This window comes from Afifella sp. JA880 (assembly GCF_025379905.1).
GTDB classification, from domain to species: domain Bacteria; phylum Pseudomonadota; class Alphaproteobacteria; order Rhizobiales; family Afifellaceae; genus Afifella; species Afifella aestuarii.
This window is the reverse complement of the sequence record NZ_JAOANH010000004.1, coordinates 1-16,651: the sequence shown is the minus strand read 5'-3', so window position 1 is coordinate 16,651 and position 16,651 is coordinate 1. Positions and strand designations below refer to the sequence as shown.

General features: G+C 61.7%; 13 protein-coding genes and 1 tRNA gene. All 14 read right to left on the bottom strand.

The window, feature by feature from the left end; all coding sequences use genetic code 11:
• A partial coding sequence (locus tag NYQ83_RS17680) for a GTP-binding protein (RefSeq protein WP_261214013.1) occupies nt 1–318 on the bottom strand: 318 nt, incomplete at its 3' end.
• 41 nt (nt 319–359) lie between these two features.
• Nucleotides 360–2,450 carry an elongation factor G gene (fusA, locus tag NYQ83_RS17675; RefSeq protein ID WP_128293434.1) on the bottom strand — a complete coding sequence of 697 codons (2,091 nt, stop codon included), beginning with the start codon at nt 2,448–2,450 and terminating at the stop codon, nt 360–362.
• Nucleotides 2,451–2,471: 21 nt separating this feature from the next.
• Nucleotides 2,472–2,942 carry a 30S ribosomal protein S7 gene (gene rpsG / locus NYQ83_RS17670; RefSeq protein WP_092816690.1) on the bottom strand — a complete coding sequence of 157 codons (471 nt, stop codon included), beginning with the start codon at nt 2,940–2,942 and terminating at the stop codon, nt 2,472–2,474.
• Between the two features lie 11 nt (nt 2,943–2,953).
• Nucleotides 2,954–3,325, bottom strand: coding sequence for a 30S ribosomal protein S12 (gene rpsL, locus NYQ83_RS17665; RefSeq protein ID WP_026381892.1), 372 nt, complete (start codon nt 3,323–3,325; stop codon nt 2,954–2,956).
• 985 nt (nt 3,326–4,310) lie between these two features.
• The gene (rpoC, locus tag NYQ83_RS17660) at nt 4,311–8,528 is read right to left on the bottom strand and encodes a DNA-directed RNA polymerase subunit beta' (RefSeq protein WP_261216260.1); all 4,218 of its coding nucleotides are present in this window, start codon (nt 8,526–8,528) and stop codon (nt 4,311–4,313) included.
• Nucleotides 8,529–8,630: 102 nt separating this feature from the next.
• Entirely contained in the window at nt 8,631–12,785 is a 4,155-nt protein-coding gene (rpoB, locus tag NYQ83_RS17655) for a DNA-directed RNA polymerase subunit beta (protein WP_261216258.1), read from the bottom strand.
• Between the two features lie 151 nt (nt 12,786–12,936).
• Entirely contained in the window at nt 12,937–13,317 is a 381-nt protein-coding gene (gene rplL / locus NYQ83_RS17650) for a 50S ribosomal protein L7/L12 (RefSeq protein WP_092816657.1), read from the bottom strand.
• Between the two features lie 51 nt (nt 13,318–13,368).
• Nucleotides 13,369–13,887, bottom strand: a complete 519-nt coding sequence (gene rplJ / locus NYQ83_RS17645; protein WP_128293441.1) for a 50S ribosomal protein L10 — start codon at nt 13,885–13,887, stop codon at nt 13,369–13,371.
• Nucleotides 13,888–14,215: 328 nt separating this feature from the next.
• Nucleotides 14,216–14,914: a 50S ribosomal protein L1 gene (gene rplA / locus NYQ83_RS17640; RefSeq protein ID WP_234628252.1), complete on the bottom strand. Its 699-nt coding sequence runs from the start codon at nt 14,912–14,914 to the stop codon at nt 14,216–14,218.
• A 4-nt stretch (nt 14,915–14,918) separates the two neighbouring features.
• Nucleotides 14,919–15,347 (bottom strand): 50S ribosomal protein L11, encoded by a 429-nt coding sequence (gene rplK, locus NYQ83_RS17635; protein ID WP_092816651.1) that lies wholly within the window; start codon nt 15,345–15,347, stop codon nt 14,919–14,921.
• A gap of 169 nt (nt 15,348–15,516) precedes the next feature.
• On the bottom strand, nt 15,517–16,047 hold the full coding sequence (gene nusG, locus NYQ83_RS17630; RefSeq protein WP_128293446.1) for a transcription termination/antitermination protein NusG: 531 nt from the start codon (nt 16,045–16,047) through the stop codon (nt 15,517–15,519).
• Between the two features lie 19 nt (nt 16,048–16,066).
• On the bottom strand, nt 16,067–16,264 hold the full coding sequence (secE, locus tag NYQ83_RS17625) for a preprotein translocase subunit SecE (RefSeq protein ID WP_092816647.1): 198 nt from the start codon (nt 16,262–16,264) through the stop codon (nt 16,067–16,069).
• Nucleotides 16,265–16,396: 132 nt separating this feature from the next.
• A tRNA-Trp gene (locus NYQ83_RS17620) sits at nt 16,397–16,472 on the bottom strand.
• On the bottom strand, nt 16,463–16,651 hold a 189-nt coding region (locus NYQ83_RS17615; protein WP_261216252.1), incomplete at its 5' end, for a hypothetical protein. The genes NYQ83_RS17620 and NYQ83_RS17615, both read right to left, overlap by 10 nt.

Genomic DNA, 16,651 nt, shown 5'->3' with positions numbered 1-16,651 from the left:
CCCGTCGGCCGCCGACACAACCAGGATCGCGCCGTCCATCTGCGCCGCGCCCGTGATCATGTTCTTCACATAGTCGGCGTGGCCCGGGCAGTCGACATGTGCGTAGTGACGGTTTTCCGTCTCGTATTCGACATGTGCCGTCGAGATCGTGATGCCGCGCGCCTTCTCTTCCGGCGCCGCATCAATCTGGTCGTAAGCCCGATACTCGCCGAAGAACTTCGTGATCGCCGCCGTCAGCGTCGTCTTGCCATGGTCGACGTGACCGATCGTCCCGATGTTCGCATGCGGCTTCGTGCGCGAAAATTTCTCTTTTGCCATCAGCTCTCTCCGTCTGACTTCTCAACCTGTTTCTGAAGAAATCAGGCGTATTTCGATTGAATTTCCTGGGCGACCTGGCTCGGCACCGGCGAGTAGTGGTCGAACTGCATGGTGTACTGGGCACGCCCCTGGCTCATCGAGCGCAGCGTGTTGACGTAACCAAACATGTTGGCAAGCGGCACCATGGCGTTGATGACAGTGGCATTGCCCCGCATCTCCTGACCCTGCACCTGCCCACGCCGGGAATTGAGATCACCGATCACAGAACCGGTGTAATCCTCCGGCGTCACCACCTCGACCTTCATGACCGGCTCGAGAAGAACCGGCTTGGCCTTCTGGGCACCTTCGCGGAACGCGGCACGGGCCGCGATTTCGAAGGCGAGCACCGAGGAGTCAACGTCATGGTACGCACCGTCGAGGAGCGTCGCCTTGAGGTCGACCATCGGGAAGCCAGCCAGCACACCATTGCCAAGGACGCTTTCCAGGCCCTTCTGGACGCCCGGAATGTATTCCTTCGGCACGTTGCCGCCGACGATCTTGGATTCGAACGCGAAGCCTGCACCGGACTCCTGCGGCTCGAACACGATCTTGACGCGGGCGAACTGGCCCGAACCGCCGCTCTGCTTCTTATGCGTGTAGTCGATCTCGGCAGCCTGCGTGATCGTCTCGCGATACGCCACCTGCGGCTGACCGACATTCGCCGCGACCTTGAACTCACGCTTCATGCGGTCGACGAGAATGTCGAGATGAAGCTCGCCCATGCCGGCGATGATCGTCTGACCGGATTCCTCGTCCGTCTTCACGCGGAAGGACGGATCCTCCTGCGCCAGGCGGTTGAGGGCGAGGCCCATCTTCTCCTGGTCGGCCTTGGAATTCGGCTCGATCGCGATCTCGATGACCGGATCCGGGAATTCCATCCGCTCCAGGATGACCGGCTTCACCGGGTCGCAGAGCGTATCACCCGTCGTCGTGTCCTTAAGACCGACGAGAGCGACGATGTCGCCAGCGAACGCTTCCTTGATCTCTTCACGGTTGTTGGAGTGCATGAGAAGCATACGACCGATGCGCTCGCGCTTCTCCTTCACCGTGTTCATCAGGCTGGCACCCGATTCGAGCTTGCCCGAATAGATGCGAGCGAAGGTCAGAGAGCCGACGAACGGGTCGTTCATGATCTTGAACGCGAGCATCGAGAGCGGCTCGTCGTCCGAGGAGACGCGCTTGACCTCTTCGCCGTTCTTCGGGTCGATGCCGCGGATGGCGTGCACTTCGACCGGGCTCGGCAGATAGTCGACGACCGCGTCGAGCAGAAGCTGAACGCCTTTGTTCTTGAAAGCCGAGCCGGCAAGGATCGGGAAGAACTGCACGGCGCAGGTGCCCTTGCGGACGAGCCGGCGGATCGTGTCGTTGTCCGGCATGTTGCCTTCGAGATAGGCTTCCATGACGGTATCGTCGAGCTCGACAACGGTCTCGATGAGCTTCTCGCGCCACTCTTCGGCCCGATCGCGAAGATCCTCAGGGATCTCCACGTCGTCCCACTGTGCTCCGAGCGTCTCGTCGCGCCAGAGGCGAGCGTTCATCTCGATGAGATCGACGACGCCCTTGAAGTCGCTTTCCGCACCGACCGGCAGCTGAAGAACCAGCGGCTGAGCACCAAGACGATCCTCGATCATCTCCACGCAGCGGTAAAAGTCGGCGCCGATCTTATCCATCTTGTTGACGAAGATCATGCGCGGAACTTTGTACTTGTCCGCCTGGCGCCAAACCGTCTCGGTCTGCGGCTCGACGCCGGCATTGGCGTCGAGAAGAGCAATCGCACCGTCGAGCACACGCAGCGAGCGCTCGACTTCAATCGTGAAGTCGACATGGCCCGGCGTGTCGATGATGTTGAGGCGCCGCTTCTTGCCGTCGCGACCCGCCCAGAAGGTGGTCGTCGCAGCCGACGTGATCGTGATGCCCCGCTCCTGCTCCTGCTCCATCCAGTCCATGGTGGCGGCGCCCTCATGGACCTCGCCCATCTTATGGCTCTTGCCGGTGTAGAAGAGGATCCGCTCCGTCGTCGTGGTCTTTCCGGCATCAATGTGCGCCATGATGCCGAAATTGCGGTAGTCCTCGATCTTATAGTCGCGTGGCATGTGGGGCCCCGTTTCTTTCGGTTACCAGCGGTAATGCGAGAAGGCGCGGTTCGCTTCCGCCATGCGGTGCGTATCTTCGCGCTTCTTCACCGCATTTCCGCGGTTGTTGGCAGCGTCCATGAGCTCGCCGGAAAGGCGCTCCTTCATGGTCCGCTCGTTACGGCCGCGGGCGGCCGTGATCAGCCAGCGAATGGCCAGCGCCTGACGGCGATCCACCCGGACTTCGACCGGCACCTGGTACGTCGCACCACCGACACGGCGGGAGCGCACTTCCACATGTGGCATGACGTTGTCGAGCGCCTGATGGAAGACGGCGACAGGATCCTGGCGCATCCGGCCTTCCACACTCTCGAGCGCCCCATAGACGATCGATTCAGCGGCCGACTTCTTACCGTGATACATCACGGAGTTCATGAACTTGGAGATCACCCGATCCCCATACTTCGGATCGGGATTGATTTCCCGCTTGTCTGCACGACGGCGTCGCGACATCGCCCCTCTCCTTACTTCGGCCGCTTGGCGCCGTACTTCGAACGACGCTGGCGACGGTCTTTGACGCCCTGCGTATCGAGAACGCCGCGCAGAATGTGATAGCGAACACCCGGAAGGTCCTTCACGCGCCCGCCGCGGATCATCACCACGGAGTGCTCCTGAAGATTATGGCCCTCGCCCGGGATATAGCCGACGACTTCGTAGCCGTTGGTGAGGCGCACCTTGGCAACCTTACGCAGCGCGGAGTTCGGCTTCTTCGGCGTCGTCGTGTAGACGCGCGTGCACACACCGCGCTTCTGCGGATTGGCCTCGAGCGCCGGCACCTTGTTACGCCGCGGCTTGTCGTGACGCGGCTTGCGGATGAGCTGGTTGATCGTCGGCATTAATATGTCCGGCTTCCGTTCTATCGAATCCCTCACGAACACGACACGAATCGCGCCGCATCACCTTTAGAAGGTTGCAGCGCTCGAAACAGAGGATTGCGGGAGACCGCAATCGTGATCCAAAACTCGTATCGCATTCAAACCCGGGCAGCGTTTAAGCCTTGTAGTCTCGCGCAATGGACGCACGAAACAGGGCTTGGCTTACCGCCTGCCCCTTGGGTGGTGCTCATCTAGCCAGTGGTAGGGTTCGCGTCAACCCCGAGGCCCGGGTTTTCTTAACGTTTGCGGCGTCAGGGCCCGGAATCGACGATTCAAGGCTCGCTTTGGCGCCGACTTGGCCACAGGATCTATCGCAGCAGGGCGAAATGTTCGCCGATCGCCTCCAAAAGGCGGCCGTATGCGATTCTAATCGAAGGAGAATCGCTCCCACAAGAGCTGCGAGGCCCGAAATTCACGGAAAACGAATCGCCGGGACCTCTCGCCACCGGGCGATCCGATTCGCCGCGCGCAACAGATACCGTCGACTAAAAAAAAGGCCGGCGCTACGGCCGGCCCTTTTGTTGAACTGAAAATCTGCCTCAGTTGAGGTACGGGATCGCTGCAATCGTCGCGTACCCGAACGTCAACCCGAAAAACAGCAGGGTGCGTTTGACAAGGTGTCCGGCCATTTATCCTGTTCCGTTGAGTTCTGGTTCCCCTCGGCCCCGTTAACGGCGGGCGGCCGAAAAGGTTCATTCCCCAGAGACTGATCTTGTGAGCCTTGCGGCGGTTCTTCGCCGGCCGCGCTGCTCTAAAGGAATCGTCGGCCTGCACAAGCGATTTTCACGCGAGAAAATGTCGAGGAAGTAAATGGTCCACAGTTCGCCGGGGCCTGTGTTCGCCCGGCCACAGAGGTCGCGTCTCCGGCGCCCCGACGCGGCCGTATAACGCGAAAGCCCCGGCGCTCGGCCGGGGCTTTCAAACTCAACAGAGACCCTTCGAAGGGCTATTCGGCCGCGTCGACCGGGGCTCCCTCGCCGCCGCTCAGATCGACCAGAGCGGCCTTGGCGGAGATCTCCGCCCGCTTGCGCTCGTCCTCGGCGATGAGCTCGTCCCGCCGCTGAGCGATCGCGCGCAGCCGCGCAATCGCGCCACCAGTTCCAGCCGGAATGAGGCGGCCGACGATGACGTTCTCCTTGAGGCCTTCGAGTGTATCGATCTTGCCGTTGACGGCAGCATCGGTGAGCACTCGAGTGGTCTCCTGGAAGGAGGCCGCGGAGATGAACGAGCGGGTCTGCAGGCTCGCCTTGGTGATACCCAGCAGCACCGGCACGCCTTCGGCGGTCCGCTTGCCCTCTTCGTGGAGACGCGCATTGATCGCATCGAGCTCGATACGGTCGACCTGCTCGCCCGAGATGAGGTCGCTGTCGCCCTGCTCGGTGATCTCGACCTTCTGCAGCATCTGGCGAACGATCACCTCGATGTGCTTGTCGTTGATCAACACGCCCTGCAGTCGGTAGACCTCCTGGATCTCGTTGACGAGGTAAGCCGCAAGCTCTTCCACGCCCTTGATCGCCAGGATGTCGTGCGGGGCCGGCAGACCATCGAGAATGAAGTCGCCCTTCTCGATCACGTCGCCTTCCTGCAGATGGAACGGCCGTCCCTTCGGGATCAGATATTCCACCGGCTCGCCTTCGCCATCGACAGGCTCGATCACGATACGCCGCTTGTTCTTATAATCGCGGCCGAAGCGGACCATACCTGCCTGCTCGGCAATAATGGCGTGATCCTTCGGACGCCGCGCTTCGAAGAGCTCCGCCACCCGCGGCAGACCGCCGGTGATGTCGCGCGTCTTGGCACTTTCAAGCGGAATACGTGCCAGCACATCGCCCGGTGCCACCTCGTCTCCCGGCTCCACCGAGAGAATGGCATCGACCGAGAGCTGGTAGCGGGCGTCGCCGCCGCGCTCGAGCTTCGCCGGCTCGCCGTTCGCATCGAAGACGACGAGAGCAGGCTTCAGATTAGCCCCACGCGGGCTCGCCCGCCAGTCGATGACGACGCGCTTGGTGATGCCGGTCGATTCGTCGGCTGTCTCCGTCACAGAGGCGCCTTCGACCATATCCTCAAACGACACCTTGCCGCCGACTTCCGTCACGATCGGGCGGGTATACGGATCCCATTCGGCAATCCGCTGCCCCCGCTTGATCGTGTCGCCCTCGTCCACGAACAGCTTGGCGCCGTACGGGACGCGGTGGCTCGACCGCTCCTTGCCCTTCTCATCGAGAATGGCGACCTGCATGTTGCGGCCCATGGCGATGAGCCGGCCTTCGGAATTGCGCACCACAGAACGGTTGCGGATTTCGACCGTGCCCTCGAACGTCGATTCCAGGAACGACTGGTCGACCACCTGCGCGGTACCACCGATGTGGAAGGTCCGCATGGTGAGCTGCGTTCCCGGCTCGCCAATCGACTGCGCCGCGATGACACCGACGGCCTCGCCCATATTGACCGGAGTACCGCGAGCCAGATCGCGGCCGTAGCACTTGCCGCAGACGCCGTATTTGGTCTCGCAGGTGAGAACCGAACGAATGAGCACGGACTGCACGCCGGCCGCCTCGATCGCTTCCACATGCCGCTCTTCGATGAGCTCGCCCTTCGGCACGATGATCTCGCCCGTGGCCGAGTCCGTCACGTCTTCGGCTGCCGTGCGCCCAAGGACGCGCTGGCCGATCGTCGCGACAACCTGGCCCGCATCGACAATCGCCTGCATGGTGAGGCCATTCTCCGAGCCGCAATCGGTCTCGGTGATGATGCAGTCCTGGGCCACGTCGACGAGACGGCGCGTGAGATAACCCGAGTTCGCCGTCTTCAAAGCGGTGTCGGCCAGCCCCTTTCGGGCACCGTGCGTGGAGTTGAAGTACTCCAGAACCGACAGGCCTTCCTTGAAGTTGGAGATGATCGGGCTCTCGATGATCTCGCCGGACGGCTTGGCCATCAGGCCACGCATGCCCGCCAGCTGCTTCATCTGAGCAGGAGAGCCACGCGCACCGGAATGCGACATCATGTAGATGGAGTTGACCTGCTTCTGGCGCCCGGTCTCGTCGTCGAACTCGACCGCCTGGATCTTCTTCATCATCTCGTCGGCGACCTTGTCGGTGCACTTCGCCCAGGCGTCGACGACCTTGTTGTACTTCTCGCCCTGAGTGATCAGGCCGTCATTGTACTGCTGCTCATATTCGGCCGCGAGCTGACGCGTCTCTTCGACGAGCGCCGTCTTCGCCTCCGGAATGACCATGTCGTCCTTGCCGAACGAAATGCCCGCGCGGGCCGCCTGACGGAAGCCGAGCTGCATCATCCGGTCGCAGAAGATCACGGTCTCTTTCTGGCCCGTATGCCGGTAGACCGTATCGATCGTCCGGCTGATCTCCTTCTTCGTCATCAGCTTGTTGCAGATGTCGAACGGGATGGCGGGATGCTTCGGAAGAAGCTCGCCGATCAACATACGCCCAGGCGTTGTCTCGTAGATCTTCGAGTTAGGCTCGCCATCGGGGCCGATCCCCTTGTAGCGACCCTTGATCTTCGTGTGCAGCGTCACCGCACCGACCTCAAGCGCATGATGCAGCTCGTTGATCGAGCCGAACAGCATCCCCTCGCCCGGCTCGTTGTCCTGCATCACCGAGAGATAATAGAGACCGAGAACGATATCCTGCGACGGCACAATGATCGGCTGACCATTCGCCGGGTGCAGAATGTTGTTGGTCGACATCATCAGAACGCGGGCTTCGAGCTGTGCTTCCAGCGACAGCGGCACGTGGACCGCCATCTGGTCGCCGTCGAAGTCGGCATTGAAGGCTGCGCAGACGAGCGGATGCAGCTGGATCGCCTTGCCTTCCACCAGCACCGGCTCGAAAGCCTGAATGCCGAGGCGGTGCAAGGTCGGCGCCCGGTTGAGCATAACCGGATGCTCGCGGATGACCTCGTCGAGGATATCCCAGACCTCCGGCTTCTCCTTCTCCACCAGCTTCTTCGCCTGTTTCACCGTGGCCGAATAGCCCTTGGCGTCGAGGCGCGAATAGATGAACGGCTTGAACAGCTCGAGCGCCATCTTCTTCGGAAGGCCGCATTGATGCAGCTTCATCTCCGGGCCGACCACGATGACCGAACGGCCGGAATAGTCGACGCGCTTGCCGAGAAGGTTCTGCCGGAAACGGCCCTGCTTGCCCTTCAGCATGTCGGAGAGCGACTTCAGCGGGCGCTTGTTGGTGCCCGTGATGACGCGGCCGCGACGGCCGTTGTCGAACAGCGCGTCGACGGATTCCTGCAGCATCCGCTTTTCGTTGCGGATGATGATGTCCGGCGCACGCAGCTCGATGAGGCGCTTCAGGCGGTTGTTGCGGTTGATGACGCGGCGATAGAGATCGTTGAGATCCGACGTCGCGAAACGACCGCCATCGAGCGGTACGAGCGGACGCAGATCCGGCGGAATGACCGGAACGACCGTCATCACCATCCATTCCGGACGGTTGCCGGAGGCCGTGAAGGCCTCAATGACCTTGAGGCGCTTGGCAAGCTTCTTCGGCTTCAGCTCCGTCGTCGCTTCGGCGATCTCCTGGCGCAGGCGCACGGCCTCCGTCTCAAGATCGATCGCCATCAACAGCTCGCGCACGGCTTCCGCACCGATCATGGCGGTGAAACTATCGGCGCCGTACTGATCCTGCGCCTCGAGATACTCGTCTTCGGAGAGCAGCTGCTTCTCCTGGAGCGGCGTGATGCCCGGCTCCACGACGATGTAGTTCTCGAAATAAAGGACCCGCTCGATGTCCTTCAGCGTCATGTCGAGCATGAGAGCGATGCGCGACGGCAGCGACTTCAAGAACCAGATATGCGCAACCGGAGCGGCGAGCTCGATATGGCCCATGCGCTCGCGCCGAACGCGCGCAAGGGTGACTTCCACACCGCACTTTTCGCAGATGATGCCCTTATACTTCATCCGCTTGTACTTGCCGCACAGGCACTCATAGTCCTTGATCGGGCCAAAGATGCGCGCGCAGAACAGACCGTCGCGTTCAGGCTTGAACGTCCGGTAGTTGATGGTTTCCGGCTTTTTGATCTCGCCGTAAGACCAAGACAGAATCTTCTCAGGGCTCGCGAGAGAAATTCGAATCTGATCGAACGTCTGCTGCTGCGCCTGCGGGCTGAAGATGTTCATGACCTCTTGGTTCATAGGGTCATTCTCCTTGCCAATGTTCCTCGCGCCGCACCAAGCGACGCCGCGCCGCCGGGGGAAGCGGCTGGGTTAGTCTGGTCGAGGCAATGGGATGCCGCACTATTCTGCGGCATCCTTGTCGTAACTCTGTGGCAGAGAACGCATCTTCTCGGAATCTTCCAGATCGACGCTGAGGCCGAGCGAACGCATCTCTTTGACGAGAACGTTGAAGCTCTCCGGGATACCCGCTTCGAAGGTATCGTCGCCTCTGACGATCGCTTCGTAGACCTTGGTACGGCCCGCGACGTCGTCCGATTTCACCGTCAGCATCTCTTGCAAGGTATAGGCCGCGCCGTAAGCTTCCAGGGCCCAGACCTCCATTTCGCCGAAACGCTGTCCGCCGAACTGCGCCTTACCGCCCAGCGGCTGCTGGGTGACGAGCGAGTACGGACCGATGGACCGCGCATGGATCTTGTCGTCGACGAGATGGTGCAGCTTCAGCATGTAGATGTAGCCGACAGTGACGTTACGATCGAACGGCTCGCCCGTTTTGCCGTCGAAGAGCTGCGCCTGGCCCGAGCGGTTGAGACCCGCCTTCTCCAGAAGCTCGTCGATATCGGCCTCTTTGGCACCGTCGAAGACCGGGGTCGCAATCGGCACACCGGAGGTGAGCTGATGACCGAGACGCACGACCGATTCATCGTCGAACGACGAGATCTTCTCGTTCTTGTCGTTGTCGTCGTAGATGCCCGACAGATGTGAGCGCAAAGGCTGCACGTCGCCGCTCTTGCGGTAGGCTTCCACGAGCTCGCCGATCTGCTTGCCGAGATTGGCGCAAGCCCAGCCGAGATGCGTTTCGAGAATCTGTCCGACATTCATGCGGCTCGGCACGCCGAGCGGATTGAGCACGATATCGGCATGCGTCCCGTCTGCCAGGAACGGCATGTCCTCGACCGGCACGATCTTCGACACGACACCCTTGTTGCCATGCCGGCCGGCCATCTTGTCGCCAGGCTGGATCTTGCGCTTCACAGCGACGAAGACCTTGACCATCTTCATGACGCCAGGAGGCAGCTCGTCACCGCGCTGCAGCTTCTCGACCTTGTCGATGAAGCGATTTTCCAGACGCTTGCGGCTCTCGTCGTACTGCTGCTTCAGGCCCTCGATGTCCGACATCTTCTTGTCGTCGCCGACGGCAAACAGCCACCACTGCGAGCGGGGATATTCTGCCATCACCTCGTCGGTGATTTCAGTGCCCTTCTTGAAGCCCTTCGGTCCGGCGGCACCCGCCTCGCCGCGCAGCATGTCGGCCAGACGGCCGTAGATGTTGCGGTCGAGGATCGACTGCTCGTCGTCGCGGTCCTTGGCAAGGCGCTCGATCTCTTCGCGCTCGATCGCCATCGCGCGCTCGTCCTTCTCCACGCCGTGGCGGTTGAAGACGCGCACTTCCACGATGGTGCCGTAGGTTCCTGGCGGCATGCGGAGCGAGGTGTCCCGCACATCCGAGGCCTTCTCGCCGAAGATCGCGCGCAGAAGCTTCTCTTCCGGCGTGATCGGGCTTTCGCCCTTCGGCGTGATCTTGCCGACCAGAATGTCGCCCGGCTGCACTTCCGCACCGATATAGACGATGCCCGCCTCGTCGAGATTGCGAAGCGCCTCTTCCGAAACATTCGGAATATCGCGCGTGATCTCTTCCGGACCGAGCTTCGTGTCCCGCGCCATCACCTCGAATTCCTCGATATGGATCGAGGTGAAGACGTCGTCGCGAACGATCCGCTCCGACAGGAGGATGGAATCCTCGAAGTTGTAGCCGTTCCACGGCATGAACGCGACGAGCACGTTCCGGCCGAGCGCGAGATCACCGATATCCGTCGACGGACCGTCAGCAATCACTTCGCCCTTGCGCACCTGCTCGCCGACCCGCACCAGCGGACGCTGCGTGATGCAGGTGTTCTGGTTGGACCGCTGGAACTTCTGCAGCCGGTAGATGTCGACACCAGACTTTGAGGTGTCGATCTCTTCCGTGGCCCGAATGACGATACGCGTGGCATCGACCTGATCGACGACGCCGGTCCGCCTTGCCGTAATCGCTGCACCGGAATCGCGCGCCACGATCGGCTCCATGCCGGTGCCGACGAGCGGCGCTTCGGCACGCACCAGAGGCACGGCCTGCCGCTGCATGTTCGATCCCATGAGCGCGCGGTTGGCGTCATCGTTTTCCAGGAACGGAATGAGCGCCGCGGCCACCGAAACGAGCTGCTTCGGCGACACGTCCATGAGGTCGACCTTGTCGCGCGACACCATCGAGACATCGCCGCTGTGACGGCAGGTGACGAGCTCGTTGGCGAACCGTCCCTCTTCGTCGAGCTGAGCATTCGCCTGGGCGACCGTGTACTTCGCCTCTTCCATGGCCGAGAGATACACGACCTCGTCCGTCACCTTGCCTTCGACGATGCGCCGATACGGGCTTTCGATGAAGCCGTATTTGTTGACGCGCGCAAAAGTGGCGAGCGAGTTGATGAGGCCGATATTCGGGCCTTCCGGCGTCTCGATCGGGCAGATGCGGCCGTAATGGGTCGGATGCACATCGCGCACTTCGAAGCCGGCCCGCTCACGCGTCAGACCACCCGGGCCAAGCGCCGACAGGCGCCGCTTATGGGTGATTTCCGACAGCGGATTGGTCTGGTCCATGAACTGCGACAGCTGCGAAGATCCGAAGAACTCGCGCACCGCGGCAGCCGCCGGCTTGGCGTTGATCAGATCCTGCGGCATCACCGTGTCGATCTCGACCGACGACATGCGCTCCTTGATCGCGCGCTCCATGCGCAGAAGGCCGACGCGGTACTGATTTTCCATCAGCTCGCCGACCGACCGCACGCGGCGGTTGCCGAGATTGTCGATGTCGTCGATCTCGCCGCGACCGTCACGCAGGTCGAGGAGCATGCGGATGACCGCAAGGATATCCTCCTTGCGCAGGACCCGCATCGTGTCCTCGGTCTGAAGGTCGAGGCGCATGTTCATCTTCACGCGGCCGACCGCAGAGAGGTCATAGCGCTCCGGATCGAAGAACAGCGACTGGAACATCGCCTCTGCCGTCTCGATCGTCGGCGGCTCGCCCGGGCGCATCACACGATAGATGTCGAACAGCGCGTCTTCGCGGCTCTCGTTCTTATCGGCCGCCAGCGTGTTGCGCATATAAGCGCCGACATTGACGTGATCGATCTCGAGAAGCGCGATCTCGTTGCGGTTGAGCTCGCGAAGCTGATCGAGCATCTTCTCGGAGACCTCGTCGCCGGCCTCCGCATAGATCTCGCCCGTCTCGAAGTTGACGATGTCCTCGCCGAGGAAACGGCCGAGAACCTGCTCGTCGGAGACGACCAGCGACTTGACGCCCTTTTCAACCAGCTGACGGGTCAGACGGGCGGTGATCTTCTTGCCGGCCTCGACGACGACCTCGCCGCTCGCCGCGTCGACATAGTCTTCGCTCGCCTTCGTCCCACGCAGCTTTTCCGGATCGAAGGGAACGATCCAGCCGTTGTCGCCGCGTGTCGCCGTCACGATGTCGTAGAAGGTCGAGAGGATTTCCTCGCCGTCCATCCCGAGCGCCATCAAAAGCGACGTGACCGGAATCTTGCGGCGGCGGTCGATGCGCGCATGCACCACGTCCTTGGCGTCGAACTCGATGTCGAGCCAGGAGCCGCGATACGGAATGATGCGGGCGGCAAACAAAAGCTTGCCCGAGGAGTGCGTCTTGCCCTTGTCGTGGTCGAAGAAGACGCCCGGCGAGCGATGCATCTGAGAAACGATGACGCGCTCGGTGCCGTTGATGATGAACGTGCCGTTGTCCGTCATCAGCGGCATGTCGCCCATATAGACGTCCTGCTCTTTGATGTCCTTGACGGACTTCGCACCCGTATCCTCGTCCACATCGAAGACGATCAGCCGCAGCGTCACCTTGAGCGGCGCGGCGTAAGTTATGTCACGCTGCCGGCATTCGTCGGTATCGTATTTCGGCGGCTCGAATTCGTAGCGCACAAACTCCAGCATCGCCTGGCCGGAGAAGTCCGTGATCGGGAAAACGGACTTGAAGACGGCCTGAATGCCTTCGTCGCCGCGGCCGCCCTCTGGCTCTTCCACCATGAGAAACTGATCGTAGGAGGATTTCTGCACCTCGATCAGGTTCGGCATCTCGGCCGCTTCGGTGATGTGACCGAAGAACTTGCGGATGCGGCGGCGGCCGGAAAAGCTTGCGGTCTGAACGGCAGTGTTCGCCATGGATGGTCCTCGTCCTCGCTCGGAGCGGATGTTGACGGCTGTCTGGAGGGTCGCCATGACGGGCGACCATCGAGAAAGCCTGCGGGCGGCCCCGCGTTTATGCGGGACCGCCCAATCTCAAACGCACAAAACTCTGTGCGCCAACAGAAGCTTACTTGAGCTCGACGGTAGCGCCGGCTTCTTCGAGCTTCTTCTTGATCTCTTCGGCCTCGGCCTTGGAGGCCGCTTCCTTGACCGGCTTCGGAGCGCCTTCGACGAGATCCTTCGCCTCTTTCAGTCCAAGGCCGGTGATGGCGCGGACTTCCTTGATGACGTTGATCTTCTTGTCGCCGGCAGAGGCGAGGATGACGTCGAACTCATCCTTTTCCTCTTCCGCGGCAGCCTCGCCACCGGCAGCGCCACCGGCAGCCGCAACGGCAACCGGAGCAGCGGCGGAGACGCCCCACTTCTCTTCCAGCATCTTGGAGAGCTCAGCGGCCTCCAGCACGGTCAGGTTGGACAGATCGTCCACAATCTTAGCAAGATCAGCCATTTACTCAGTTCCTTGTCGGTTCGAACCGGATTGGTCTCTTCAAGGTCAGCCTCAAGCCGCCTCGTCCTTTTTCGCGTACGCTCCGAAAACCCGGGCAAGCTGTCCGGCCGGCGCCTGCGTGACACCCGCAAGGCGGGTGGCAGGTGTGTTGATCATGCCGACCAGCTTGGCACGCAGCTCATCCAGCGACGGAAGCTTGGCAAGTGCCTCCACTCCGTCCTTGTCCAGGTTGGTTGCACCCATGGCGCCGCCGAGAATGACGAACTTCTCCTTCGCCTTGGCGAAGTCTGCGGCGACTTTGGGAGCAGCGACGGGATCATCTGAATAGGCGATGACCGTCGGACCCTGGAACAGATCGCTGATATGCTCGGCGTCCGTGCCCTTCAGAGCGAGCTTGACGAGGCGGTTCTTGACCACCTTGAGGCTCCCGCCCGCAGCGCGCATGCGACCACGAAGGTCGGTCATGTCGGCGACGGTCAGGCCGGAATAGTGGGCAACGACCACAACGCCCGTGTCCGAAAACACGCCGTTGAGGCTGTCGACCATTTCGCTTTTCTGCGCTCTATCCACTGCCTCTTCCTCATCTGCCTCCCCACCTTTTGACAGGGAGACGGCTTCGCTTCTGCCGCCCCGCCCTTGCGGGCCACTCCTTGCGGAGAGGGCGGCGGTGAACGCCTGTCCCCCTGCCTTCGCGACGGAAGGCGCGGGCCCCGGAAACCCGGGGGCTGAGGTTCGAACCGACTGCCTTTCGGCGAATTCGGCCCATCACCGTCTCATGCAGGCCCTTCGTGACACTCGGGCTTAAGAGGACAAAATTCCTCACCTGCAGTCTCGGACAGGTCGGCCGCCGGCTTGCCGGCGGCCTTTCCGGCCGGATCGCTCCGGCTGGAATTTCTACTCAGCTCGCAGAAAGCGAGCTGACGTCGATTTTGACACCAGGTCCCTGCGTCGACGCGATCGTCACGCGCTGAAGGTACGACCCCTTGGCACCGCTCGGCTTGGCGCGGTTGACTGCCTCGGTGAACGCGCGGAGGTTTTCGACGAGCGCCTCCTCGCTGAACGAGGCCTTCCCAATGCCGGCGTGAACGATACCCGCCTTCTCGACGCGGAACTCCACCGACCCGCCCTTGGCGTCCTTGACGGCCTTGGCAACGTCCATGGTCACGCTTCCGACCTTCGGGTTCGGCATCATGCCGCGCGGCCCGAGAATCTTACCGAGACGACCGACGAGCGGCATCATGTCCGGCGTGGCGATGACCCGATCGAAGTTGATTTGGCCATTCTGAACCTGCTCTACAAGGTCTTCCGCCCCGACGACGTCGGCACCGGCCTTTTGCGCATCGTCCGCCTTTTCGCCGCGAGCGAAGACGGCGACCCGGACCGTGCGGCCCGTACCGTTCGGCAGCGAGACGACGCCGCGAACCATCTGGTCGGCGTGACGTGGATCGACGCCGAGGTTGAACGCCACCTCGACAGTCTCGTCGAACTTCGCCTTGGCGCGCTCTTTGACCATGCGAACCGCCTCATCGGCGGCGTAGAGCTTTTCGCGATCGATGCCTTCCGAGATCGACTGCATACGCTTTGCTACTTTCGCCATGACGTCAGCCCACCACTTCCAGGCCCATCGAGCGCGCGGAGCCCTCGACCATACGCATCGCCGCCTCGACGTCGGCAGCGTTGAGATCCTTCATTTTCTGCTCGGCGATCTCGCGAACCTGATCGCGTGACACCTTGCCAGCACCATCCTTGCCCGGCGCCTTGGAGCCCTTCTGGACCTTGGCAGCCTTCTTCAGGAAGTACGACACCGGCGGCGTCTTCATCGCGAAGGTGAAGGATTTGTCGGCGAAGATGGTGATCACCACCGGCACCGGAGAGCCCTTCTCCATTTCCTGAGAAGCGGCGTTGAAATCCTTGCAGAACTGCATAATGTTCAGACCGCGCTGACCCAGCGCCGGCCCGATTGGCGGAGACGGATTGGCCGCACCCGCCGGTACCTGCAGCTTCAGGTACCCTGTAATCTTCTTTGCCATCTTTCACTCCGTTATGTGCCGCCCGGAGACAGACCCCGGCGGCGCGGCGCGACGCGTGGTCCGACCTTGATGGGACGCTGTGGCCACCGTCCCGGCCTTCCACGCTTCAACTGGAAGACCGAAGCCTTCCGCTCGACCGCCGGATCGCACGGACCGGCAGCCATTCGGGTCAGAGCTTTTCGACCTGCCCGTATTCCAGCTCAACAGGGGTCGAGCGACCGAAGATCGACACCGCCACCTTGACGCGCGCCCTCTCCTCGTCGACCTCCTCGACATTGCCCTCGAAGGACGCGAAAGGTCCGTCGGCAACGCGAATTCTCTCGCCAATCTCGAAATTGACCGAAGGCTTCGGACGATCGACGCCCTCCTGCACCTGCGCCATGATGCGCTCGGCTTCCGAATCAGGGATCGGTGTGGGCTTGTTGTCGGCACCAAGAAAGCCGGTCACTTTCGGCGTATTCTTGATGAGATGGAACGCCTCGTCGGTCATATCCATCTTAACGAGCACATAGCCCGGAAAAAACTTGCGCTCTGCGTCGACCTTGCGGCCACGACGCACCTCGACGACCTTCTCCTTCGGAACCAGGATCTCATCGATCAGATGATCGAGCCCCGCCGCCTCCGCTTTTTCGCGAATGGACTCAGCGACCTTGCTCTCAAAATTCGAGTAGGCGTGGACGATATACCAGCGTTTCGCCATCAATCTCTGCCTTGCGGGCTCAGCCGGCGGCGCCGAGCAGCAACCCGACGCCCCAGCTCATAATCTGGTCCGCGACGAAAAAGAAAATCGCCGCCAGAAATACCATGACGAAGACCATCACGGTTGTGATCAGCGTCTCGCGCCGAGTTGGCCAGGTGACCTTGCCGACTTCGGTCCGCGTCTGCTGTAGGAATTGAAAAGGATTGGTTTTCGCCATGCCGCCGAACTCAAAGGCGCGCGATCACCCTGACCGCGCGCCTCCGAACCTTCTAGTTAGTCAGTTTCATCCGTCGACGCAACCCCCTCATTAAGGCTCCCTTAAGAGTGGATCGCGATCCCGTCTGTAATCTGGCAGGGGCGGAGGGATTCGAACCCCCGACCACCGGTTTTGGAGACCGGTGCTCTACCAGCTGAGCTACACCCCTTCATCCGGCATCACCGCGGAAATGCGATTTGCCGGAACGAAATTCTCTTGAGCGACCATGGCGGCCGACTCGCCTGCGCTGGAACTACACAGATGCAGCTGCCGGCGCAAGCGCAACCGAGCAACCTTCGAGCGTGAAAGGCCGATCCGCAGCAATCCGTCACGGTCGGCCCCTCTCTT